This window comes from Gluconobacter sp. DsW_056, assembly GCF_002153595.1.
Taxonomy (GTDB): domain Bacteria; phylum Pseudomonadota; class Alphaproteobacteria; order Acetobacterales; family Acetobacteraceae; genus Gluconobacter; species Gluconobacter albidus.
The window spans coordinates 242,782-266,234 of record NZ_JOPF01000009.1 but is presented as its reverse complement, the minus strand read 5'-3'; the positions used below and the strand labels follow the sequence as shown (position 1 = coordinate 266,234).

27 protein-coding genes, 1 tRNA gene and 1 pseudogene are annotated in these 23,453 nt (G+C 56.2%); 14 read left to right on the top strand and 15 right to left on the bottom strand.

Features of this window, described 5'->3' with window-relative positions:
- Window positions 1-14: 14 nt before the first annotated feature.
- From HK22_RS08460 to HK22_RS08440, 5 genes are all read right to left on the bottom strand, one after another.
- Window positions 15-833 (bottom strand): HK97 family phage prohead protease, encoded by an 819-nt coding sequence (locus HK22_RS08460; protein ID WP_086648952.1) that lies wholly within the window; start codon window positions 831-833, stop codon window positions 15-17.
- On the bottom strand, window positions 826-2,148 hold the full coding sequence (locus tag HK22_RS08455) for a phage portal protein (RefSeq protein WP_086648951.1): 1,323 nt from the start codon (window positions 2,146-2,148) through the stop codon (window positions 826-828). Before HK22_RS08455 ends, HK22_RS08460 begins: the two co-directional genes overlap by 8 nt.
- The gene (locus tag HK22_RS08450; RefSeq protein WP_233142499.1) at window positions 2,145-3,866 is read right to left on the bottom strand and encodes a terminase large subunit; all 1,722 of its coding nucleotides are present in this window, start codon (window positions 3,864-3,866) and stop codon (window positions 2,145-2,147) included. The genes HK22_RS08455 and HK22_RS08450 overlap by 4 nt, the downstream gene beginning before the upstream one ends.
- 43 nt (window positions 3,867-3,909) lie before the next feature.
- Window positions 3,910-4,509, bottom strand: coding sequence for a hypothetical protein (locus HK22_RS08445; RefSeq protein ID WP_086648949.1), 600 nt, complete (start codon window positions 4,507-4,509; stop codon window positions 3,910-3,912).
- Window positions 4,510-4,696: 187 nt separating this feature from the next.
- Window positions 4,697-5,011, bottom strand: a complete 315-nt coding sequence (locus tag HK22_RS08440; RefSeq protein WP_086648948.1) for an HNH endonuclease signature motif containing protein — start codon at window positions 5,009-5,011, stop codon at window positions 4,697-4,699.
- A 51-nt stretch (window positions 5,012-5,062) separates the two neighbouring features.
- On the opposite strand from HK22_RS08440, the gene HK22_RS08435 reads away from it, so the two are divergent.
- Both HK22_RS08435 and HK22_RS08430 read left to right on the top strand, forming a co-directional pair.
- Window positions 5,063-5,332, top strand: a complete 270-nt coding sequence (locus HK22_RS08435; RefSeq protein ID WP_086648947.1) for a BrnA antitoxin family protein — start codon at window positions 5,063-5,065, stop codon at window positions 5,330-5,332.
- Entirely contained in the window at window positions 5,329-5,595 is a 267-nt protein-coding gene (locus HK22_RS08430; RefSeq protein WP_062105701.1) for a type II toxin-antitoxin system HicB family antitoxin, read from the top strand. Before HK22_RS08435 ends, HK22_RS08430 begins: the two co-directional genes overlap by 4 nt.
- Window positions 5,596-5,693: 98 nt before the next feature.
- Here HK22_RS08430 and HK22_RS08425 read toward each other — a convergent pair whose 3' ends face one another.
- The 3 genes and pseudogenes from HK22_RS08425 to HK22_RS08415 form a co-directional block, all read right to left on the bottom strand.
- Complete coding sequence (locus HK22_RS08425; protein WP_062105699.1) at window positions 5,694-6,305, bottom strand: DUF3164 family protein; 612 nt, start codon at window positions 6,303-6,305, stop codon at window positions 5,694-5,696.
- Entirely contained in the window at window positions 6,302-6,499 is a 198-nt protein-coding gene (locus HK22_RS08420; RefSeq protein WP_086648946.1) for a hypothetical protein, read from the bottom strand. Before HK22_RS08420 ends, HK22_RS08425 begins: the two co-directional genes overlap by 4 nt.
- Window positions 6,500-6,540: 41 nt before the next feature.
- Window positions 6,541-7,392, bottom strand: a pseudogene (locus tag HK22_RS08415) (tyrosine-type recombinase/integrase).
- Window positions 7,393-7,911: 519 nt separating this feature from the next.
- Between HK22_RS08415 and HK22_RS08410 the strand changes: the two are divergent.
- Both HK22_RS08410 and HK22_RS08405 read left to right on the top strand, forming a co-directional pair.
- Window positions 7,912-9,468 (top strand): AAA family ATPase, encoded by a 1,557-nt coding sequence (locus tag HK22_RS08410; protein WP_086648945.1) that lies wholly within the window; start codon window positions 7,912-7,914, stop codon window positions 9,466-9,468.
- A complete protein-coding gene (locus HK22_RS08405; protein WP_086648944.1) occupies window positions 9,461-10,390 on the top strand; it encodes a DUF4435 domain-containing protein in 930 nt (309 codons plus the stop codon). Before HK22_RS08410 ends, HK22_RS08405 begins: the two co-directional genes overlap by 8 nt.
- Window positions 10,391-10,440: 50 nt before the next feature.
- Here HK22_RS08405 and HK22_RS08400 read toward each other — a convergent pair whose 3' ends face one another.
- From HK22_RS08400 to HK22_RS08385, 4 genes are read right to left on the bottom strand one after another with little or no spacing between them, the layout of a single operon-like run.
- The gene (locus tag HK22_RS08400; RefSeq protein ID WP_233142497.1) at window positions 10,441-10,935 is read right to left on the bottom strand and encodes a hypothetical protein; all 495 of its coding nucleotides are present in this window, start codon (window positions 10,933-10,935) and stop codon (window positions 10,441-10,443) included.
- 13 nt (window positions 10,936-10,948) lie between these two features.
- Entirely contained in the window at window positions 10,949-11,161 is a 213-nt protein-coding gene (locus tag HK22_RS08395) for a hypothetical protein (RefSeq protein WP_086648943.1), read from the bottom strand.
- Entirely contained in the window at window positions 11,158-12,360 is a 1,203-nt protein-coding gene (locus HK22_RS08390) for a hypothetical protein (protein ID WP_086648942.1), read from the bottom strand. Before HK22_RS08390 ends, HK22_RS08395 begins: the two co-directional genes overlap by 4 nt.
- Window positions 12,357-12,806: a hypothetical protein gene (locus HK22_RS08385; protein WP_086648941.1), complete on the bottom strand. Its 450-nt coding sequence runs from the start codon at window positions 12,804-12,806 to the stop codon at window positions 12,357-12,359. Before HK22_RS08385 ends, HK22_RS08390 begins: the two co-directional genes overlap by 4 nt.
- A 64-nt stretch (window positions 12,807-12,870) precedes the next feature.
- Here HK22_RS08385 and HK22_RS08380 point away from each other — a divergent pair, with 64 nt between their 5' ends.
- On the top strand, window positions 12,871-13,122 hold the full coding sequence (locus HK22_RS08380; RefSeq protein ID WP_086648940.1) for a hypothetical protein: 252 nt from the start codon (window positions 12,871-12,873) through the stop codon (window positions 13,120-13,122).
- A gap of 677 nt (window positions 13,123-13,799) precedes the next feature.
- Here the strand turns inward: HK22_RS08380 and HK22_RS15510 are convergent.
- On the bottom strand, window positions 13,800-14,039 hold the full coding sequence (locus HK22_RS15510) for a helix-turn-helix transcriptional regulator (RefSeq protein WP_062110739.1): 240 nt from the start codon (window positions 14,037-14,039) through the stop codon (window positions 13,800-13,802).
- On the opposite strand from HK22_RS15510, the gene HK22_RS08370 reads away from it, so the two are divergent.
- From HK22_RS08370 to HK22_RS08345, 6 genes are all read left to right on the top strand, one after another.
- The gene (locus tag HK22_RS08370) at window positions 14,038-14,481 is read left to right on the top strand and encodes a helix-turn-helix domain-containing protein (protein ID WP_158093549.1); all 444 of its coding nucleotides are present in this window, start codon (window positions 14,038-14,040) and stop codon (window positions 14,479-14,481) included. The genes HK22_RS15510 and HK22_RS08370 overlap by 2 nt on opposite strands.
- 87 nt (window positions 14,482-14,568) lie before the next feature.
- Window positions 14,569-15,033, top strand: a complete 465-nt coding sequence (locus tag HK22_RS08365; RefSeq protein WP_233142495.1) for a hypothetical protein — start codon at window positions 14,569-14,571, stop codon at window positions 15,031-15,033.
- Window positions 15,023-15,160, top strand: coding sequence for a hypothetical protein (locus tag HK22_RS15095; RefSeq protein WP_158093548.1), 138 nt, complete (start codon window positions 15,023-15,025; stop codon window positions 15,158-15,160). Before HK22_RS08365 ends, HK22_RS15095 begins: the two co-directional genes overlap by 11 nt.
- Window positions 15,157-15,405: a hypothetical protein gene (locus HK22_RS08360; protein ID WP_167383449.1), complete on the top strand. Its 249-nt coding sequence runs from the start codon at window positions 15,157-15,159 to the stop codon at window positions 15,403-15,405. Before HK22_RS15095 ends, HK22_RS08360 begins: the two co-directional genes overlap by 4 nt.
- 377 nt (window positions 15,406-15,782) lie before the next feature.
- Window positions 15,783-16,022: a hypothetical protein gene (locus HK22_RS08350; RefSeq protein WP_062033789.1), complete on the top strand. Its 240-nt coding sequence runs from the start codon at window positions 15,783-15,785 to the stop codon at window positions 16,020-16,022.
- Entirely contained in the window at window positions 16,019-17,110 is a 1,092-nt protein-coding gene (locus HK22_RS08345) for a tyrosine-type recombinase/integrase (protein ID WP_233142493.1), read from the top strand. The genes HK22_RS08350 and HK22_RS08345 overlap by 4 nt, the downstream gene beginning before the upstream one ends.
- Before the next feature lie 6 nt (window positions 17,111-17,116).
- On the opposite strand, the gene HK22_RS08340 is transcribed toward HK22_RS08345, so the two are convergent.
- Both HK22_RS08340 and HK22_RS08335 read right to left on the bottom strand, forming a co-directional pair.
- A tRNA-Arg gene (locus tag HK22_RS08340) sits at window positions 17,117-17,193 on the bottom strand.
- A gap of 86 nt (window positions 17,194-17,279) precedes the next feature.
- Complete coding sequence (locus HK22_RS08335) at window positions 17,280-18,209, bottom strand: alpha/beta hydrolase (RefSeq protein WP_086648935.1); 930 nt, start codon at window positions 18,207-18,209, stop codon at window positions 17,280-17,282.
- 146 nt (window positions 18,210-18,355) lie between these two features.
- Here HK22_RS08335 and polA point away from each other — a divergent pair, with 146 nt between their 5' ends.
- From polA to HK22_RS08320, 3 genes are read left to right on the top strand one after another with little or no spacing between them, the layout of a single operon-like run.
- The gene (gene polA / locus HK22_RS08330) at window positions 18,356-21,175 is read left to right on the top strand and encodes a DNA polymerase I (RefSeq protein WP_086648934.1); all 2,820 of its coding nucleotides are present in this window, start codon (window positions 18,356-18,358) and stop codon (window positions 21,173-21,175) included.
- 13 nt (window positions 21,176-21,188) lie between these two features.
- Window positions 21,189-21,797 carry an SCO family protein gene (locus tag HK22_RS08325; protein ID WP_062033780.1) on the top strand — a complete coding sequence of 203 codons (609 nt, stop codon included), beginning with the start codon at window positions 21,189-21,191 and terminating at the stop codon, window positions 21,795-21,797.
- On the top strand, window positions 21,798-23,453 hold the full coding sequence (locus tag HK22_RS08320; RefSeq protein ID WP_086648933.1) for an ABC transporter substrate-binding protein: 1,656 nt from the start codon (window positions 21,798-21,800) through the stop codon (window positions 23,451-23,453).

Below are 23,453 nucleotides of genomic sequence, written 5' to 3'. Positions count from 1 at the left end.
TCAGTCGAGCCGGCTCAGAGGCCGGAGGCTCCGGTCAGATCCGGAAGCGTGAAGCCGGCGAGGGAAGGGGACGATGTCCCCAGTCCCGAAAGCGCATCGAGCACCCGCCGGAAATCATCCGAGAACGGGGCTTTCTTCGTCAGTGCCAGCGGAGCGCCTGTCAGGGCCGAATGGGCGGCCTGCAGATGCTCAAGCATGGTGTCACATTCCTCCTGGGTCGGAGGATGGCCACCTTTCAGCGCCGCCTGATGGAGGGCGATGGCAGAAGCCACTGCATCCGTGGCTTTTTCCGGCGTCAAAGCCGTTTTCAGCCCGAAATCCCCCATGCGGCGCTTCAACTCGGTGACACGGGATGCCGCATTGGACGGATCATCCACGAGGCTGACCTCATGGAGGTTGACCCGGTTGATCTGACGCTGTGCCCCGCTGCCCTGGGCAGCCTTTACCGCGCCGCCTGTCGGGATATTGAAGCCGATCGAAAGACCGCCGAGCGCGCCGTCCTTGACCAGACCATACAGCCGCTTGCCGTAATCGGTATCCATACCGGACAGCCGACCCTTCAGGTGCAGGCCCTTGCTGTCTTCCGAGGCGTCGGTCCACACACCCGCAGGCAGACCGTCTCCACCATAAAAGCCGTGCATGACGTGCATTGCGATGTTTCGACCCTGCGCCTTACGCTCGGCCAGTGAGCCCGCAAACGCTCCAGGCATGACGATATCGCCATGGGCGTCCACGTTCCCGAACACGCTGCCGTAGCCTTCAAAGGTTCCCGGCGCGCCATTATCGGCAAACTTCACCTCAAAAGGCGCGGCGAGGAAATCGCCATCAAACATCTGGATCTCCTGTTGAGCCGGACTGCGCCGGATCTGGTGGGGGCTGACCGCCCGGAACGGGCTTCAGCGTGGGCTGCACGGCAGACTTTCCGACATCGGACAGCGGGATCATCTGCGCCTGAACGGTCAGCATGTCTCCGCCCTCCATTGGGGCCATTTCTTCCTTCTCCCGAACCTCATTCGCCGTGATCCAGCCATTCTGCCGCCCCGCAATGTAGAAGGCCGTCCGCGCGGCCGTGTCGGCCCGCAGCAGGGCGTCGACATTGTGCTTGGCGAAGTAGGACAGACGATCTGCAGGACTGAGCAGGCAGCGTGAAATGGCCTGCTCGATCCGTACCAGCCAGGGCATCAGGGCATATTGCAGGAACCAGAGGTTCATCTGTTCCAGGCCGGTGCCCCAGGCCGTGGATTTCTCCATGCTGCCAATCATGACCGGCTGGACACCGAACCACCGGCAGATGGTCTGCACGTTGAAAGTGCGGCTCTGGAGCAGCTGCGCCGCTTCAGGATTCAGGCCGATGCTTTCGACGGACCATCCGCCCTCCAGAAGAGGCGTTTTCCCAGCATTGATCGCGCCCGCATAGTCCTGAAGGGAGGCTTTCGCGAGCTTGCGCTGCTCGTCTGTCAGGTAGGCGGGAGCCTTGATATAATTCTGGGTCTGAAGACCGTTCCGGAAGGTCTTTCCGGCGGTTTCTTCAGCCGCCATGGCCGTGCCAAGGCTCTGCCGACCGACCGTGATCGGTGACAGACCCATCAGGCCGTCAAACGATATTCCCTTGATATGGAAAATCTCGGTTTCGGACAGCGTCAGGATCTGCTGCTGCCAGGCGTAGGTGTAAATCAGCGCGCCCGTGTTCGGATCCCGTCGCACTGTCATGCGATCCGGCCGAAGCGGGTTGAGCGCGATAATCGTTCCGTCGCCACGCCTCACCACCTGGGCAAAGGCGTTCCCCCAGGCGAGCAGGCAGGCCACCATACAGCCCCAGAACTCGACGCCCGTCATGTCTGCATTCGGCTTATCGTACAGGATCGAGAAGAGGGGATGTGAGCGCGCGACGTTGGACGTGTTCTCTGTCTCCCGCTGGTAGAGCTTCAGCGGAAGGGAGGCGATGGTTTCGGACAGAAGCCGGATGCAGGCCCAGACCGTGTCCAGCTGGATTGCCGTATCAACGGTGACCATCTGTCCGGAATGCGTCGGGCCGCCCGCCATGAATGCCCCGAGGCGCAGATCCGTCAGGCTGACCCCTGTGATGGACAGGGCCATCGCATTGGCCGCCTTGGTGAGCAGCCCGGTGAGGGCTTTTGGCATTTTCATGCGCTAAGCATCCCCCCTTTCAGGAAGTCATCGACGCGCCCGTTCTTGGGAGGGCTTGGGTTTTTGGACATGCAGGCCACCGCATCGAACAGCGCCATCAGGGGATCAATCTTCTTTCCGCCCGCCAGCTGCTTGGTGATCTCGATGTTGTTGCCTTTGGCCTGGGCTTTTGCATTGCCAACGGCCCAGGCCATGATCGGCCGGCCGCCATGGTGGAAAGAGCCATCTGCCAGCTTGCGCTCAAGCGTCTTGATCGGGCCAGTGAGCTTCCAGCCCTGACTGACACCGACGATCTGGCTTTCCTCAATCTCCTGCCGACGTAGCTCGAAGACGATCTCCGCCACGCCAGCCGGGTCGAGCCCGATCAGCGCCAGTTTTCCCGACCGGTTCAGATCCGCGGCGATTTCGCCCAGTTCGATGATGTCGTCCTGCATCGTTGTGACCAGCACGAGATCACGCTGTTTTTGGAAATCGAGATAACGGGGCGCTTCTTCCTTGCGGGTCTTGAGGACGTCGCAATAGACCCAGCTGCGCTGCCAGTGCAGCCACTCATCGGTCTCGGCATCGCAGCCCAGAACGGCCATGGACAGGAAATCGTCCAGGCCGCCACCGTCGATCCCCACGACCAGGACACTGGAGCGTCTGACCACATCGTCCAGGGTGAGGTTGGGATCCCCTCGCTGCTCCCAGTATTTCGCGCCTGCCCAGGCTTTCTCTCGCAAGGAAAGCCCGACCTGCACATTGAGGTGCTTGGCCATCCAGACCCGAAGCGGGCCTTCGCCAGCTTCTTTCTGCTGGTCAAACTGGCTGATCAGGAACTCGGTTCCGACCGACAGGCCGAGGTTCGGATTGGTGACGTACCAGTAATCCGGATCCTTGTGCTTCTCAGCCTCAATCAGCGCGGCCGGAAACTCGTAGATGACCGGGAAGAACTTCCTGTTCTGGATCTTCCCGTCCCGGACGGAGCGGGCATAGTCCAGCTTTGATTTGAAAACGCCGGCTGGCTCTTCCTCTGACTGGGTGGTCAGATAGATCACAAAACCTTCAGGGCGCGACGAGATGCCGCCCATGGCTTCCATGAGCATGTTCTCGCCTGTCGGCTTCTTGCCAAACTCCCAAAGCTCGTCGACGAGAATGCCGGTCGCCTTCTTGCCGACCACCGACTGACCGTCAGCGGCCACGACCTTGAGCGTCGCCCCGGTCTGCCGGTGGGTGATGATGCGGTTGTACTGCTGGACGTGGAAGATCGCGTCCAGATCCGGATCGTTCAGGACCATGTCCCGTGCCGGTTTGAAGGCGTTGTCAGCCGCTTCCTTGGTTGGTGCCAGGATCAGAAATTCAGCCGATCGCCGCCAGTTCAGCACCAGCTGGGTCAGCATGACGCCGGCTGCGATGGTCGATTTGGTGTTCTTCTTGCTGACCAGCAGGAAGAACTCGCTGATGTGTCGAACGCCGGTTTCCGGATCGTAGGACCCGAAGAAGGATTCCGCGAAGTCCTTCAGCCATGGCCGGCAGGATTCCCCGATCGTCGGCTCGCCCATCACGTCGACGAGCTTCAGGGCATTGAAGACGTCCATGCCCTGTTTGGCAGCCTCAGGGAAAAGCGGCGGGCAGGGGATGATGCTTTCGCCGGCGACAATGCGCTTTTCCCAGGTGGGGCACGCCGTTGACCAGGTAAGCGCAGGAATGACAGGAGCCTGCTTGAGAGCCTTGCGCATTCCGGTCCGTCTGGATGCAGGTTTCCGCCCCCGAGAGCTGACTTTAACTGTCCTGTCGCTTGCCATTGTTCACTACCAGTTTGGGTTGAGTCATGGGCGCAAATTTCCCTGAAGATGCCGTGTCAGCAGCATCCTTCAGCTGCTCCTTTTTGCCCTTTTTTCCCGTAGCCTTACCGCCCAGCAGCACGACGGACTGCGCAAGCGTCTTGAGAATATTTGCCCGCGCTGTGTGGCTGACGGCCTTCATCATTTCCGCTTTGCGCCGAGGGCTTTTGTCGTCAGCGGTTTCCTCGTCGATGGTCTCAATGATCTCGTCGAGATGCGTCGTCGCGTTCTCCAGTTCTTCGGTCATGCGTTCTGCCAGGCAGAGCAGGCGGCCCTCGATGTCGTCCGGGATGGCTTCGGCGACGATCGGCAAGGGGCGCTTTTGCTCAACTGCTCTGGATTGCGTAGGCGTGCGCACTTTTGGAGCGGAAGTGCGCACCTTTTGCGCACCTGTTTTCTCCCATCCTTCAGACGCGATGCGCTTGCGCAGGGTGCTTTCGGCAATCCCGAATTGCTTGGCAATCTGGCGGTTTGACAGGCTTCCTGCGCAGTAGGCGCTGGCAATCTCCTCCCAGTTTGCGGGCGGTTTTTTCGACATTCTGGACCGTCCTGCGCAGGATGGTGCGCACCTCATTTCGTAATTTCAGAAAAATTTTTCACGCGTGGAACTGGCGCGGTTACGCCCCTGGGGTCGGGCCGAAGATTTGACCCGCCCCCTCAATCTGTACCGTTTCGGTCGCCTTTTGGGTCGAAAACGCGAGAAAATGGCGGTTTTCAGACGTTTTTCACCAGCTTTTCGCCGCGCGCTGCGATTTTGCCCGCGCCGTCTTGGCCGTGTGGCACGAGCCGCAGAGCAGCTGGACGTTCGCCGGATCGAGCTTGGCGCCGCCGTCCTTCAGTTCGACGATGTGGTCGCCGAAGATCCGGCAGCCAGACCGGCCGCAGCGCTCGCAGACGCGTCCACGCTGCTTGAGGATGGTGCCCATCAGGGCGCGCCATTCCTTCGAGACATAGAACGCGTCTGCGCGCTTGGGCGGGTCGCGGGCGATGCTGGTGTCCAGCACTGTCAGCCCGCTGTTGATGCAACGCAGCAGTGCCATGATGTTTGTCGCCTGTTATGTGTGGTTACCCTAAGTCCATGAGGTGCAGCCATGACGACAGATAACAACAGTGGGAAGCCAGAATGGATTGACCCGGACGACATTCCGGAACTCACTGATGCTTTCTTTGAAGCCGCGACATTTCGAAAGGGTGAGAAAGTCGTGCGCCGCGGCCGTCTGGTCGACCCGCACCCAAAGCAGCAGGTCACTTTGTGGCTGGATGCTGACATCCTTGAGGCTTTCCAGCGACAAGGCTCGGACTGGGAGACGAGGATCAACGAGGCGCTTAAAGCCGCACTGTCTCATGAGACAGTGCGATGACTGAATACCTCGGCATCATCCACAAAGATCCCGATAGTGATTTCGGTGTTAGTTTCCCGGACTTTCCGGGATGCGCAACGGCTGGCGACACCTTGGAAGATGCACGCGTCATGGCTCATGAGGCTTTGACGTTTCACATCGAAGGAATGATCGAGGAAGGATGTGACATTCCGGCTCCATCATCCTTCAAAACTATTATGCGAGATCCGAATAACGAATCGGGTATGGCGTTCATCGTCAGAGTAAACCTGCGTGAAGACTGATGCTCAGCCCGTATGCCAGATCAGAGATTATGCCTGCTGCTTCTCAATCAGGAGAAGGCGCCATTAACTTTGAAAGGCCGACCGCTGTTCCGGCCTTTTTATGCCTTGGCGATGTCCAGGGGGACCTGAATGAACGCGCTGTCCGGTGATGCGCGTTCATGGAAACGGATGTAGCTGCGCGATGCGTTCACCTTCACCGCGTCAGTGATGGCCTGCATGGCGCGCTTCCATTCATCATCGTCGATCGAAAGCCGGCGCAGTCCGAGGATTTTGGACACGTTCAGCTTGCCTTCTTTGCCGACGTCAAAGGCATCGGTGACGACGGCGCGGATATTGGCGTTGCCGCCTTCCGTCCAGCGCGTCAGGCAGCTGTCCACCAGTTCCTTGGCGATCTGGAGCTCAGGGCCGAACGTGATGGTGTCGCTGATGGCAATCGTCACGCGCTCGCAGCCGTCATAGGTCGACAGCGTCAGATTGCCCTTGGCACCGCCTTTCTTGGCTCCATACTGATCAGCCAGAAGGTCGAGGAAGGCGCGAATGTCGCCGTCCGCAGTCTCACGAAACTGACGCATGGTTTCGCGGATAGTGCGGGCCTGCTCGAACAGCTTGCGCACCAGCTCGTCCTGCAAAAGGTCTTCCGGCTTCACGTTCGCCCGCGGCACCAGACGGCCAGCGGAATCCATCATGTAATCGTCGGGATTGTGGGTCATGCCTGTTCTCGCTTGCGCTTGGTCTCGATGGCGCGGGCGTGGCGCGCCTCGGCTGCAGCCCAGATCTTCATTCCTGGCATTCGCGCATATTGCGCCGTGCGTTCGTAGCGCTCGGCCGCACGCGTCCAGAAGTCTACGTGTTCTGCCCGGATCTCGGCAGGCGTTTCGGGTCGGCGTCGGTATCGATGGCTCATGTGTCCTCCAATGGTGCCCGACGCCGCAGTCTCGTGAGGCGTCAGTCTTTTAGGTAATTGGCGCCGCCGTCGCCCTCGCGGACGTGGGCGTAGCGTGTCGTGGTCTTCAGGTCGGAATGTCCCAAAGTCTGCTGGACGACATGCGCAGGCGCGCCGTTGTCCAGGGCGTGTGATGCGTGGGCGTGCCGGAACCAGTGCGCCGAGGCATCTGGTAATCCGGCACGCTTCGCCGCCCGCTTCACGAGGCGATGTGCAGCTCTCAAGTGAAGCGCGCTCCCATCGTGGCCGGGGACAATTGGCGTTTCAGGACGCCAGTTATCAGCTCTCACAGCCACGAGCTCTTTTCACAGCTTTGCGGGCACAAGCACATGCCGTGTCTTGTTTCCCTTGCCGAACACGGAGGCCACGCCTCCCTGCTGACGCCGTGTCATATCTCGCCAGGTGAGGGCGCACATCTCAGAGATGCGCAGACCCATGAAATACAAAACGCGAAGGGCAACCCGCTTTCGTGGGCATTCCTCCATGTCGATGATACGCCGCACATCCTCTTCGGTGAGGATGCGTTCACTGAGACGATCTCGCCCGCGCTCGAGGCGTAGCGCCGCGCCAACGTCCACATCCAGAAAACCGACGCGGACCCCGAAGGCCAGAGCCGATTTGATGGATGCCAGCTTTCGGCGGCGGGTGGCATCCGATCCCTTGAGATAGTCAAACCACCCTTGCAGGTCGTCCAGGACGACATCTGCAAGAGGCTTGTCAGCCCACTGGCGAAAGCTGCCCACGTCTGCGCGATAGGCGCGGGCCGTGTTCCCGGAGCGATTATGGAGCCACATATTCAGGAGGCGATCGTCATCAGAGATACGGGACGTTTTTGCGCCCATCGCTGGTGCCATTGGCCCAACTCTCCGACAAGTCATTGATTTATAAAGGTTTCCGGTCCTGCGGAAACCCCGAAAAACCGTCAGATAACGCTGATTATCGGACGGGTATTAGGTTCTGGTAGCGGGTTATCTGACGCTCTTTCTCGATAGGATTGTCAGATAACCATGGGTTATCCTGTCGGGTTTCAGTAGTTCAATCCGTAATATGGAGAACTTTATGAAAGATAGAGAGCAGAATAACAGGAACTTCGTAAGGCCTTTGGGGCACAGACCTCGGAAGAGATTAAACGTTTACCGTATAGTTCTGTTTTGGGTCAAGGAGGGAAAATATGATATTCTACAAATCAAAATTCGTATCAGTTAATTATAAGTGAAAAACACATATACCTTTAAATATGAAGATAATCAAAAATATTACCTTTAAATTACTAGCATATATATGGTTTGTTTTCATGTAGACACAATAAGATAATTTTCTTGTGTTGTGTCAAATTTTATGGAAGCGTCTATCCAAGTTCTAGGAAGGTATTTATGGAAAATTTACCCTTGCCCCCAAACGGAAAATCTATTCGCGAAGATTCTCAAACATTTTCACAAGCTTCTAAACCTGCTTTGATCCAATATTTTGGAATTGAAGGCCTTTATGGTTATCGATCTATCTCTCTTACATCGAAAAATGCTGCAACTATTTTAATCGCTCGGAACGGTTCGGGTAAAACAACTCTTCTTGGCGCTTTAGATGCTTTTTTGCGTCTTCAGTTTTCACGCTTAAGAAATTTAGAGTTTAGAGAGATAAGGTGCAGGTTATCGAATGAAAATGAAGATCTAGTTTTAACTCACTCAGAAATAATTGAATTTTTACAGATTCCTAACGAAGTAGCTTTTGTATCACTGGCTGCAAGATCTGGCATTGAGCCTACAGATCTATTTAATTATATAATAGATGACTATGACGACAAACATAAAATTTTTGAATACCCATACGATTCTAATATATCAAGATCATTATTGAGCTCATTTGATTACAATAGAAAAGAATTATTCACAATTCTTGATAGGGTTAGATTTAATATTTATGAAAGGCAATCAAATATATGGAAAATATTTTCTACTATACAAGAGAACTTAAATGGCTATGAAATTGTTTATCTTCCAACATATAGGCGTGTTGAATTAACTCTACGTGGTGATCCGAGTGAACTATATAGAAAGAGACGGAAACCTATATTTGAAGTTGCTGATGGTAGTCTTTTTACGGGTGAAATTCAGTTCGGATTATCGGATATTTCAGAAAGACTGAGTTACCTTAATCATCACATTATTGTTAACTCTAACGAAGAATATCGCAAAATTAGTGCAGATATTATCAATGAGTTATTGGACGGTTCGTTTGAATCTGATTCTGCATCTTATTCTGAAGTTCCCGATCAAGATGAACTACAAATATTCTTTGAACGATTAAGAAATAGTAGACGAAAAGAGCCTTTTCCAACGATCTCACTTCCGAATCTTACCAAAATTAATACACGGGAAGGAGTGGATACGTCATCTAGCAAGTTTTTAAGCTATTTTTTATCTAAATTAAACTCAATTATTAAATCTATAAAAGAAATCGAAAAGCCAGTCGATGATTTTATTGAAAATTGCAATAAATATTTAATTTCAAGCGAGCCGAGCACAGAAATAGGTGCGCTTCCGTCAATGCGTCTTGATGGGAAGATATTAAAAATAAATAGATCTAATTTCCGGGTGCATGTCGAAAGTCTTCCTGGAAACAGACGGGTGGCGCTTGATGCGCTTTCATCAGGCGAAAAACAGATGATTTCTCTGTTTGCTAAAATGTTTTTATACCCAAATAAAAAGATTGTCTTGATTGATGAGCCAGAGCTTTCTTTATCTATTGATTGGCAAAGAGAAATTCTAGTTGATGTTTTGGGTGCCCCCTCCTGCAGTCAGGTCATTGCTATAACTCACTCCCCCTTTGTTTTTGACAATGATCTCGAGCCATTCGCGGGAGCAATTCAGTCGTTTGAAGAGGCAGGTGAAGTAAATACAATTTATAATAACGAGGAAGATATTGATGAATAATCCCTCTAAAGGCGTTATAGATAATATGTATTTAGAGAGGCTAAAATCTTCACGAGATTCAAGCGCAGTTATAAAGACTAGGTTTTTATCTTTCAGATCAAATTTTTCTAATGTTAAAATAATCGTCTTGGAAGGAGATGATGATAAAATAATTTATGGACAGTGGTTACAGATGGTGAAACCGGGGTGGGATTATGAACCTTTCCCATGTGGTGGGAAAAAGGAGGTTAGAACTCTATATAATTCACTACATAAAGATAGAAGTGGTGCGAAAGAAGGTATTACATTCTTTGTTGATAGAGATTATGATGATCTTCATGGATTTGGCGCAGTAGATAATATTTTCCTTACCTCATATTATTCTGTAGAAAATTACTTAGTTAGTGTATACACTTTAAGCTCTTTGCTTAGAGATGTATTTCCATGTCATGAGGTTCCGGGCTTAAGAAATAAAATAATAGAATTATTTGTTGATGATTATAAAAATTTTCTTTCTATTACATATCGGATTAATGAAAGAATTTTTATCGCTCGGAAAAACCATATAGAGATCTCCCAGCGCTTACCAAAAACTCTTACGCAGATCGCAATAATTAACGTTGGCAGTGTAACTGCTGCAAATTTCTCGGCTGAAAGTATTGTTCCGTTCAAAACAGAGCCTGATCCTGTAACGCTTGCTGCGTTGAAAAAAGAATTCAGTGCTCTTGATGATAAAACACGTTATAGAGGTAAGTTCGCTCTTAAATTCTTTACAGTATGGCTGGAAAAACTAGCCGTGGAGTTTTCTGAATGGACAACGGGATTGCTTGGAGATACTAAACCAAAAGGTAATATTCGTAGAGCCGAAATTACATTGAGTAATTTTGCATCAAAATGTCAATTGCCAAATATTTTTTCTGTTTTTGCAAAAAATATGAAATAAATGTAATTATCGGATATTACTTATAGAGTATTCCGATAATTACGCTAAGACTATTTTTTATTATTCATTATTTCGCATAGCTGCTCCAATAAAAGCTCGATCGCTCCGGCAATACCTTGGCGATTTTTTCCGTAATGCTCGGCGATCTTCCCTAACGAAAGCCCTTCAAGGACTAGTAACACCAGCAGATCTGACGCATATCGCCCCAAGGTCCGCCGGACGTATTCACAGCGTGCCACAGCGGCGGAACGGGCAATGAGCATGTCGTGGATATCTCCGCCACCGGATCCGCGGCGCTCAGGATCTGAGGCGCCCATGATGCCGGTCTCGAAATCACGGGCCCATCGTTGGGCGGCGTCGACGTGGCGTTGTGTGATCGTGCCGGAGCGTAGCAAACCGTAGAGACCAGCTCCTCGGCGCAGGACGTTGGTTGGTGGTCGGTCTTTTCCTTGGTCCAGTTCAGCCAGAGCAATGCGGTTTTTCCAAGCCCCCTGCATGGGGACGGCTTCTTCAATTGGTCGAGTTGCCTCAGCGGCAGTAGTCATTTGCATTCCACGTTCATGTGGGGTTGCGCTTCATAAATCGGCCGTCGGCGTCCCGGTTCGAGGCGAGCCGAGCCAGACGGGCCTGGAGCGTGACAATCTCCAGGGCTTGATCCGCGACGATCCGCTTCAGTGCCAGGGCAGCATGCTGCGCCTGGTCACGTTCAGAACGGATCGTGAGGAATTCGGAATGGGTGAAAGAGGCGAGGGCTCTGCGCAGCGCCTTCATGCGGCCTGCGCCTGCGGGCGGTACCAGTCCAGATATGCGGCGCGCTCGACAGGGCAGGTCGGCAGATCATGGGCTTTCGCCAGCTCCGGCCAGTCCCGCTTAACAGCCGAGAAGTCTCGTTTCAGGCGGAAGGCTTCGCTCCAGACCTCTTGTGCCTTGGCATAGACTTCCAGTGCCTGATCTTCCCAGTCTTCCCGAGCCACTGGCTCCGGGGCAGGTGCGGTTGAGACGCCGGCTTGATGATCGGCCCAGAACCGTTCGATCGGCTTGCGGAAAGCGCCCATTTTGTAAGCTGTGTCGCCATTCAGAGCCATTTTCTCGGCATGCTGCTTCACAGCCTCGACCAGCACATTGGCTGGAACGCCATCCCGAAGGAAACGCCCGCAGATGCTCTTGGCGAACCCGGCCTGACCGTCTGGCAGACGTCCAACCTTGAGGACGCGGGCGACAGTCTGGGAGATCAGGGCTTCTGAAATCTCCAAGGCCGGTTTGTCGGTTTCGGTTTCTGCCGGTTTCGTAGAATTAGAATCAGAAGGGGATATATCTTTCTCTAATTCTAGATCTACGGAAAACCCAGAAACCGGTTTTGAAACCGAAACCCCGGAAACCAAAACCGCTTTTGAAAACTGGTTTTGGTTTTCGGTTTCTGAAATCGCCCCACCGTCGATAGACGACAGCAACCGCATTTCACGCTGCTCAACAGCTTCGCGCTCACGGCGTTCCCGTGCCTGCTCGGATGTCTCGCCCTTGCGTGGACGGCCACCTTTGGCCGCATTGGCGCGGGAGGTCATCACTTTCACAGACGCTTCCGGCGCGAATTCACCTGCGTCCTGACGAGCCTGAAACTCTTCCAGACGACGCTGCTGCTCGGCACGGGCCGCAGCGCGCTCTGCGCGCCTGATCTGCCGTTCCACGAGGTGAGGGCTGTAGAGCGCGCCGTCTTCGTCTCGCAGGATAAACCGCGTGAACTCGAGTTCCGGCAGGACGCGGCGCAATACTTCGACGTTCTCACAGGCCATCTGTGCGACCTGCACATCATCCAGCGCACGGCCACCGACACGGAACACCACGTCACGGGCCGATTTCAGAGCATCCATCAGAGAATGAAAAACGCCGCGTAATTCGGCCGGCAGAACTTTCAGGAAGGCCATGGCCGGGATGTTGTCCCGATCGAACGTGACGGGGATCTGGAGCGTCATGTCGAGGCTCCCGTCTTTTCTATCCCGCGCACCATCTTGAGGGCATGATCGACAACGCGGCGCAGCTTGGTCAGCTCGTGGCCAAGGCTGTGGGCTTCCTCGACCGTCACGATGCCATCCGCCAGAACGCGGATCGTCATCTTCATGGTGTCGTTGGCCTTATCCGCCACGTCCTCCATGATCTCGGCCACATCCCCATGACCCAACTGGATCGGCGTCAGGTTGTAGCCGAGCTCATGCGCCATGGTCTGGAGAATGAAAGGCTCCTGGGCGAACTCGTCCAGCACAATGGCGATATCCACCGGGACTGTCGTCGTGGAGTTTCGGTTTTGATATTCCGAAATCCGAGCCCGACCGACGCGGGTAACAGCTGCCGCAGCATCAATGCCGCCAATCGCACGAACGGCCAGTTGCGTAGCCGTCTTGAGGGCAGGGGCGTGATTCATGGCTTCACCCCCGCAGCACGATCAGCCATCTTGCGCGCATCTATAGTGAATGGAGCGATGACACATGGCTGACGAATGGAAACTGAAGAAAGACGGAAATCTCGATATCTCGAGCCTGACAGGCTTCCGCACGGTGGTAATTCAGGACGGTGCTGTCGTGCTTCAGGTAAAGGCCGCAACCGCGCCAGAGCACTTCCCGGAAGGCGATAAGCTCGAGCAGTTTTCCCTGTCGCCGCAGACGGCTGCTGAACTGGGACGCGACCTGCTCGACGCTGCCGAAATTCTTCTCCAGAAACCCAAAGGCGAGATGCATTAAAGCCCGCTGATTTTACCGCATCCTGCGCAATATTTTTTTGTGAGCAGCAGTCTGATCCAAGCACACGCGAGAAATTGTCGGAAATGCTCACACTGCTGCTCCAGTAAGCGCAGTCGAGGACTCGCATCCTCGACTGTGATCGTTCATCCTGTGTTTCTCACAACCAACAGGAGACGATTTGCATGTATGAAATCGGCAGCTGCGAAAAATGCGGAGCACGGTTCGAAGCCAAAGGCGAGCGCAACCATTTTCAGTCAACTTTACTTGATCGTTTTTCCGTGAAGCGTTGTTTGGATTGGCATGATCAGAATCCCGGCTTCGAAAACGGTAGACAGGGCAGCATCGGATGCCAATTTGCAACAAAGTCGTGTAACGAAATGACCGCAAACTGGCCTCGTCGCTAAGATCCGGCCATCCTGCGATGAGAATATGGGCGATAAAATGTCGCCACCGTACATAGGACCAGCCTCTGACAATAGGCTGATTATCGTGATCGTCCCGGGTGGTTACTTCAAAAATCGGAACGAATAGCCTGCTCTTTAACGAAAACTGCAAGAAGGGAGAGGTCTCACTCATCGCAAGGATCGGAGGTGAGATGAAAGACTGTAAGCTCAGCAAGACACCATCTTGCTGACGGCGGCATGAGCGGAGTTTACGTTTGAGGGTATGAAGGATGCTCATGCTGCTGCTCCCCTAGTCGAACCTTGCTGCGGATCGTTATTGGATCTTGTCGAAGGAAGCGGCACGAGAGCGTCCAGTGAGACATTCAGAGCTGACGCGACTTCTCTCAGCTTGTGCGTGGGGATGTACGAAGCCCCTTTCACCCACCGGGATACGGTCGGCTCGCTCATTTGCACTTGTGCAGCCAGTTGAGTCTGGGTGATCCCGCGCTCGATGAGGATAGCTTTCAACGACATGCAGAAAATTTATTCTGATGAAACTTTCAGGTCAAGAAAGTTTTCATGTGGAGGTATCCCGCTCCTTCGCTTTAGGCGCCAAAATGGCAGCATGATCGAGAAAGAGCTCTCCCCTCAAGAAGTCGCCAAAAACCGTCACACTCTTCGGTTTGTTAAGGCATGGATGAAGCTCAAGGGATATACGCAACGGAAATTGGCTGAAGCATTAGATATGTCCGAGCCGTCAGTCTCTAAATGGCTGAATGGCAAGGTTAATATGACGTTATCGCAATTCGTGCGGGTAGCAGAAATTCTTGAAACTACCCCGGAGTCCCTTCTCTTCGATCCTTCTGAGCTCGATATGTCACAGCGATATAAAGAGGCTGCTGCATTGGCAGCTAGCTTGGATGCTGGAGCATTTGATGCGTGGATCAATGCTGGAAAAGCAATGAAAGGAAAATAAGAAATTTCTTCTAATGAAATTTTTTATTGACCAATAAGTTTCTTCTGGTGAAACTATCTCCATCGCACGAACGCGATGGAGATCGATATGTCATTGCCTGCAGGTGAGGCGCGCCAGTCTCACGCAACCATCAGCCTCAGTGCTGCCGCTTCCGCTCCCTTACTGCGCCCGCTTCACCCTCTATTGCGGGGTCATACGGACCGCACGTTCGCAGAATATCTGTCGGGCCGGTCTGTCGCCGTTCAGGGCAAGGCACGTGAGAAACGTGTCTGCCTGATCTATGCGCGGGAGCGGGCCAAAGATGCGCCCAACGCAGGCATCGCCAAAGCCTATGCTCAGACAGCGAACGAAGTAGAGGACGAACTGGTCGCTCTGCTGCACGCTACACGGCCGGCCGATCCGGTGCCGTTTCCCGAGCCACCCGTCGCGTCCGGCCCGCACACGCTGGACGAGCTGCTCGAGCGCTCAGCCCCGCCAGCCCGCGGTCTTCGTAGCGTGAGCTTCGTTCGCTTCTGCACGGACCTTCTTCCGGGAGCGCGCGATGTCCACTGAGATCATGGACGTGTTCCTCCCGTGCGCTCTCGTCGTCGGGTTGTACGGGGCAGGGCTCATTACCGGCCTTGTCATCGCCAAGGCTGATGCATGGATGCAGGGGCTCGGCCCGAAGGAGGCGCCATGAGAGCGTCATCCAGATCACCGGATCTCTTTCGTGTCACCTTGTTGGGAATGCGACCCAGCCCTCAGCGGGATCAAGGCTTTGCCGAGTATCGCGACGCCGAACGCCGCGCCAAAGAAGACACGCGCCGCACGATCTGCGCCCACGATATCTATCTCGGCAGCCGTCTGGTCGCGACCGTCAGCGCCCCGTCTTTCGCTGGGAAAATCTCGGTAGACCTGACGGACTTCGGGAGCCGTTACGCATGAATGTAATCCACAACGCACTCGCCACAATCAAGCGGGAAGCACTCAGGGCCAACGCGAAATGAAGAAATGGCTCAAGAAGATCTGGCGCGCCCTTACTGCAGAGCCTGCGCCACCTCCGAAGTGGACTGATGACGAATACCAGGGCAGCGACATTCATCTGGATACATGGTGATGACCCAGCGCACTGACACGGAGCGGCTGGACTGGTTGGAGGCTAACAAACTGACGGCTGGTTTCCATCAGTTCGGAGGGGACCCAAACCATCGAATCAATATGTGGATTATCTGGGATTGTTCGGGGCCCCAGTGTCGCAAACTGGGCAGTGGCCTAATCCTGCGAGACACATTGGATACAGCCATGGACGGGGAGGAACGGGCATGAGCGGGAAAATTGTTCAGATGCCGCCGCGCGTTCTCGATATTGGCGATGCGGCATCCTATCTGGCGATGTCGGTCGGGACGTTCAGAACTCAGGTTCTTCCCCATGTGCGCCAGATTGCCCTGTCGGCTCGTCGGCGGGGATATCTTGTCTCGGATCTGGACCGCTGGATCGATCAGCAGGCTGGCGGCGGGACAGAGCTGCCAGCTTCTGCCAACCCTTGGGACATGATGAGTTGACCACCCTTAGACTGCCCTACATCCAGCGTTTCAGGGATCGGCATGGGAAGGTCAGATACTATTTCCGCAAGAAGGGTCAGAAACGGATGGCGCTTCCGGATCTGCGGGATCCGGGTTTCATCGCTGCTTATCAGGCTGCGGTTTCAGGTGCGGAGCCGCGAGGGCTCGACGCAGCGCAGGTGACGCCCACTGGCAGTCTGAGAGATGTGATCGAGTCCTGGTACGCCACCGCGCATTTCAAGACGCTCGAAGAGAGCACGAAGGCCGTTTATCGGCGCTTGCTGGAACGCATGAGAGGCGCAGACTACGCCGCCAATCCCGTCCTGCTCATGGAAAGCCGTCATGTGCGGATGATCATGAGCCGGTATAACGAATCGCCGACGACTGCGAACCGGATGCTGAGACTGCTCTCCATGCTGATGGAACACGCCATCCATATGGGCTGGGCCGAGAGCAATCCGACGGCTGGTGTTCCACGCATGAAGATCAAAAGCGACGGCATCCATTCATGGACAGATGATGAGATTGCCCGATACGAAGCCCGCTGGCCAAGTGGCACGAAAGAGCGTCTGGCATTGGCTTTACTGCTCTATACGGGGCAGCGCCGAAGCGACGTGGTGAAGATGGGGCCAAGTTCCGTAAGTGCGAACGGCATCCACCTCCGTCAGCAGAAGACAAGTACCGAACTGGTCATCCCTATTCACGAGCAGCTGCGCATCGAACTGGATCAGTGGCAGCCGAACGGGGCAGGGACGTTCCTGGCGACTGAGAAGGGACGTCCGATGTCAGTGAATAACTTCTACAATCAGTTTATCGACTGGTGTCGTGAAGCCGGATTGCCGCCTGGATGCAGCCCGCATGGTCTGAGAAAAGCCGCGGCCCGAAGGCTCGCAGAAGCCGGCTGCACAACCCACCAGATCGCCGCCATAACGGGGCACCGGAGCCTCAGCGAGGTCGCCCGTTACACCCGTGCTGCTGAGCAGATGGCATTGGCAAGATCGGCGATGTCAAGGCTGAGGCCGAATGTCAAACCTATCCCGGAAGGTGTCAAACCTGCCGAAAAACTGACGGAAGATAGCGATTTTTGAGATTGGTGGTGGACCTGACGCGATTCGAACGCGTGACCTTTGCCTTCGGAGGGCAACGCTCTATCCAGCTGAGCTACAGGTCCATAGGGGTTCAGATAACTGCTTCGGCGAAAGATTGCCAGCCCTCTTTTTGAAAGTTCTGCTGTTCATTTGCGTGATCGGAAGGTGGTCATGGAAAACTTTCTGTCTGAGCCGTGGCCTGCCATGCGGCCGCGGCGATATCGCCGCCTGAGGGCAGCAGACGATCTGGTTGTGTCAACCATGAGACGGCATCCTGTGCGGCGCCTCTGCGATCGCGGCTGAGGAGATGGTGGGCGCCCGGCAGTTCGTCGGTCCGGGTGCCGGTGGGCAATCTGCGGAGCAGACGGGCCGTGAAGGGGGGCAGGACGAACTGGTCCCGGCCTCCGAAGATGATGAGCAGGGGTGTCCGTACTTTTGGAGCGGCCTCGTAGGCACTCCGCATCAGCAATGTCAGGCCGTAGAGGGGGTGGATTGTCGAGTTGTGCAGAGTGAGGGGATCGAAATACATCCGGCGCAGTGCCTGAATGTTGTCGCTCGCGACGCGATGACCCGGTACCGCCGATCCGTCGAGCTTCCAGTGCGGCGCCAGAACATCCATTCCCCCCAGAACGATTTCCCAGGGCTGGCCGATCTCCAGTGCGGCGGGGGCGAGCAGGATTGTGCTGCTGATATGCGGCGTGTCGGTGGTCGCCAGTAGCAGGGCGATGGCACCCCCCATGCTTTCCCCCATGACGTGAATGGGGACGTGCGGATAACGGGCGTGCAACCAGAGCACCTGTTCGCGGGCGTCCTGCACCAGCCTTGCCGTGCTGCTCCATCCGCCCCGGTTCGGAGCCTGTCCGAAGCCGCGGATGTCCGGGGCTGCGAGCATGAATCCTGCGGAGGTGAAGGTTGGAGCCGCGAATTCCCAGGCGTCCCGGCTGTCACCATATCCATGCAGTGCCAGAATAATGCCGCGTGGTTCCGGTGTGGCAGCGGGGTAGAGGCGCAGTGGGATCGAGGCCCCGTCCGACATGTCGAGCGTCACATTCGGCGGAATGAGGGCTGTCTCCCGTGCCGTTGGATGCAGGTCGGGCATAGGCGGTGCTGTGCACGCCTGTAACGCCAGCAGGCCAAGTAGCCCGCAGGAAAGACGTCTGAGGCGGTTTGAAACGGAAGGGAATGGGCCTATCATCGCGCAGATTTTAGAACGTCCGCTCCTTCGGGGCGAGAAGGGAGACATTCGTGCCGCCAGAAAAGCCTGATTCGGGAAAGCCCCATCTGGTCCTGATCGACGGATCTGGTTTCATCTTCCGTGCGTTCCATGCCCTGCCGCCGATGAGCAGCCCGCAGGGCGTTCCGGTCAATGCGGTCTATGGCTTTACGAACATGCTGTCGCGTCTGCTGCGGGACCATGTGGGCACGCATTTGGCGGTGATTTTCGATGCTGGCCGCGTGACGTTCCGCAACGAGATTTACCCGCAGTACAAGGCGCACCGTCCGGAAGCCCCGGAAGACCTGCGCCCGCAGTTCGGTCTGATCCGTGATGCCACGGCCGCCTTCAATGTGCCGTCGATCGAGCTTGAAGGCTGGGAGGCGGATGACCTGCTCGCCGCCTATGCCAAGGCGGTCGTGGAGGAGGGCGGGTGCTGCACCATCATCTCATCCGACAAAGATCTGATGCAGCTTGTGCGTCCCGGCGTCGAACTGATGGACCCCATGAAGCAGAAGCCGATCCGAGAAGCCGAGGTCGAAGCCAAGTTCGGCGTACGCCCCGATCAGGTCGTGGATGTGCAGGCACTGATGGGAGATTCAACGGACAATGTGCCCGGCGTTCCGGGCATTGGTCCGAAAGGAGCCGCGCAGCTCGTTAACGAATACGGCACACTGGAGCAGATCCTCGCCGCAGCCCCTGGCATGAAGGCGTCCAAGCGGCGCGACAATCTGATCGAACATGCCGAGGCCGCGCGCATGTCCCGCAAGCTGGTCCTGCTGGACGACAATGCCCCGATGCCGCAGCCGATCAGCGAACTGGGCTGCCGAGAGCCGGTTCGCGAGACCCTGCGGGACTGGCTGGAGGACATGGGATTCCATTCCACCATCCAGCGCATGGGGCTGGGTCTGGCCGCAAAGCCGCGTCCGTTCACGCGCCAGATTGTCCGGCCTGAGGACAAGGCAGCGGAACAAGAAGACGCTGCGGCTGTCGCGATCCCCGATGCGCCTTATGGCCCCTACGAAACCGTCACGAATCTGGAGACGCTGGACCGCTGGATCGCAGAGGCCCGGACGGCGGGTGTGGTGGCCGTCGATACCGAGACGGACAGTCTCAATGCGCGGCAGGCCAATATGGTTGGGCTGTCGCTGTCGGTTGCGCCAGGGAAGGCCTGTTATGTGCCATTCCTGCACGAAACCGTACGAGACCTTCTGGAAGAAGATTCGACCGGTGAAGCTGCCGTCCGTCAGCTGGACCGTACCGAGGCACTGGAGCGTCTGAAGCCCCTGTTGCAGGATGCGTCCGTTCTCAAGGTATTTCAGAACGCGAAATATGATCTGACTGTCTTTCGTGGCGCTGGCATTCCCGAGATCACGCCCATCGACGATACGATGCTGATTTCCTACGCCCAATCCGCCGGTGAGCACGGGCAGGGAATGGACGAGCTGTCCGAACTGCATCTGGGGCACACGCCTGTCCCCTATGATTCCGTGACGGGAACAGGCCGAAAGCGCATTCCGTTCGCACAGGTCGCGATTGACGCGGCGACCGCCTATGCCGCCGAAGACGCGGATGTCACGCTGCGTCTGTGGCAGGTGCTGCGTCCGCAGTTGCGGACCCGTCAGGCGCTATCGCTGTATGAGGAAATAGAGCGTCCGCTCATCCAGATCCTGACGGATATGGAAGACGTCGGCATTAAGGTGGACGCCACCGAACTGCGTCGCATGTCCGTTGATTTTGCCGAACGCATGGGAATGATCGAGCAGGACATCCATGAGCAGGTGGGGCGGAGTTTCAATGTCGGCTCCCCCAAGCAGCTTGGCGAGATCCTGTTTGATGAAATGGGCCTGCCCGGCGGAAAACGGACGAAAAGTGGAAGCTGGGGTACCGATTCCGGGGTACTGGAATCGCTGGCCGAGCAGGGGCATGACCTGCCGCGCAAGATTTTGGACTGGCGGCAACTGGCCAAGCTGAAATCGACCTATGCCGATGCGCTGGTCCAGCAGATGGATCAGGACACGCAGCGGGTTCATACATCTTTTCAGATGGCCATCACCACGACGGGGCGCCTGTCATCGAACGAGCCGAACCTTCAGAATATCCCCATCCGCACCGAAGAAGGCGCACGCATCCGCAAGGCATTCGTCGCCGCTCCCGGCTGTGTTCTGCTCTCGGCGGATTACAGCCAGATCGAACTGCGCCTTCTGGCCCATGTTGCGAAGATCGAGCCGCTGCTTGAGGCGTTCCGTCTGGGGCAGGACATTCATGCCCGCACGGCGTCCGAAGTGTTCAGTATTCCGCTTGAGGGCATGGACCCGCTGACCCGTCGCCGGGCCAAGGCCATCAATTTCGGCATTATTTACGGCATTTCGGCTTTCGGTCTGGCGCAGCAGCTCCAGATTTCGCCGGGCGAGGCACGCTCCTATATCGACGCCTATTTCGCCCGCTATCCCGGCATCCGCGCCTATATGGAGCGGACCAAGGAAGAGGCGAAAAAGCACGGCTATGTCACGACGCCGTTCGGACGTCGCTGCTATGTGCCGGGCATCGCGGAGAAAAACGGTGCCCGTCGCGCCTATGCGGAGCGTCAGGCCATCAACGCTCCGCTTCAGGGCGGTGCTGCGGACATCATCAAACGCGCCATGGTCCATCTGGCACAACGCCTCCCCCAAACGGGATTGAAGGCGAAAATGGTTCTTCAGGTACACGATGAACTGCTCTTCGAAGTCGAGGAGCAGGACGCGAAGGCTCTGGCGGAGTTCGTCCGCACGGAAATGGAAGGGGCCGCCAAACTTGACGTGGCCCTTGAAGTAGAAACCGGTATCGGCCCAAGCTGGGCTGACGCACATTAAAGACAGGAAGGTCATGCAGACCAATCACGAACGCCGCAAGCGGGTCGGCAATCGCATCATCTGGAGCGTTCTCGCCGTGGCGGCCGTTCTGGGATATGTCGGCTTCCATCTGGCGTCCAATGGTGGGCCGGGTCTTCTGGTTCAATCCAACGGCAACGAAATCGGTGGCAGCTTCCGTCTGGACTCGCTGGGTGAAAGCACGGTTACCGAAGGCGATTTCCACAATACCTGGATGCTGGTCTGGTTCTTTGATGCGAACTGCCCCGAGGACAAGTGCCAGCCCGTATTGAAAAGCATGGATCAGGCACTGGTGACGCTCCGGGCGCAGGGCATCCGCGTCTCGCCGCTCGCAGTGTCGCTCAATCCGTTTGATGAGGCGGACCCGCTTCGGGAATACGTTCTGCCCGTCGCCCCCCATGTTATGCCATTCACCGGGACCCCGAACATGATCAAGGCCATGACGGCCGAATATCATGCGCCGCTTCAGAAGGAGGGGGATCATTTTGTTCCTGCGCCGCAGATCGTCATCATGGACCCGAATGCGCGCTATGCCGGTACCGTCCCGGCTGACGGCAATGCGGATGCCCTGATCGCGCGTCTGCGCGAACTTGCGAAGCGCTGAATGAGGCGCGGGGTAGCGCTTCTCGCGGCAAGTCTGCTTCTGGGGTCTGGATTTTTTCAGGCCCACGCACAGGAGCAGACCCCGCCGGAGTGGAACGGCATTACGCTCGGCAGCCCCCATCGTGGCGGGACCCTGCATCTGACGGCGGACGGCCCTGGCGGTACGCTGGACCCGCAGATCAATTACGGCACGCAGTACATGCAGGTGTTCGTCAATATGTACGACCCCCTGCTGACGTTTCGTCTGGCGCGCGGAGCCGCCGGACTGGACGTGGTACCGGACCTCGCCGATGCCATGCCGGTCATCAGCCCCGATGGCCTGACGTGGCGGCTGCATTTACGCTCCGGCCTGCATTTTTCCGATGGTTCCCCGGTGCGTGTGGAAGATGTGGTGGCATCTTTCCGCCGGATCTACCGCGCCGGAAGCCCGACTGCGGGATCTTTCTATGGCGGTATCGAGGGGGCTGCGGACTGTCTGGCCAAGCCTGACCGCTGCACGCTTCCCGGCGTCGAAGGACACCCGGAGACGGGCGAGATCGTCTTTCATCTGACGAAACCCGACGGCGAATTTCTCTACAAACTCGCATTTCCCCACGCTGTGATTGTGCCTGCCACCACCCCAACTCATGACATGGGGGGAACCACGGTTCCTGGAACCGGGCCGTACCGCATCACGCAGTACGATCCCGGACACGGTATGGTTCTGGAGCGCAATCCGTATTTCCATGTCTGGAACCCGCAGGCCCAGACGGATGGCTTCGTGGACCGTATCGAATACGATTTCGGCCTGTCGGATGAAGCACAGGTCACGGCGGTCGAGCAGGGCCGGTATGACTGGATGCTGGACGCCAAGCCCGGAGACCGTCTGGGCGAACTCGGTGCACAATACACTGCCCAGGTTCATATCGAGCCCTTGCTGGGCCTGTATTATCTGGCGATGAACACGCATGAAAAACCCTTCACCGATGTGCGGGTGCGCCGGGCGGTCAGCATGGCCGTCAACCGCCATGCCATGACGATCCTGTTCGGGGGCAGCGCGATCTCCGTACCTTTGTGTCAGATGGTGCCGCATGGGATTTCCGGTGCAGATCTCGGGTTGGACTGCCCGCAGGATGTGGAAGGCGCTCGCCGCCTGATCCATGAAGCCGGGGCAGAAGGGGCGTCGGTGACACTGATCGTCCCCAACCGCGCCATGGAGCTCGGCATGGGCACTTATCTGCGCAACGCTCTGCAGGCCGTGGGCCTGAACGCGCAGCTTCGCCCTATCACGGCGGGCCTTGCGGAATCCTACGAACAGAACACCGCCAATCACGTCCAGATCGCGTTGTCCTACTGGTTTGCGGACTACCCGTCCGCCTCAACCTTTCTCGACGACCTGTTCGGCTGCGACAACTACCATCCGAATTCAGCCGTCTCCCCGAATGTCACCGGTTTTTGCGATCAGCACATCCAGTCCCTGTTCGATCAGGCGAAAGCCCAGACGGACCCGGCAAAAGCCGCCCCAATCTGGCAGGAGGCCGGCCACGCTGTCATGCAGCAGATGCCCGGCGCACCCATGATCCAGATGAAGACGGTCGATTTTGTTTCGAAACGGCTGGGGAATTACTTTTCAACATCTCTGAACCACATGCTGTTTTCACATGTGTGGGTGCAGTAA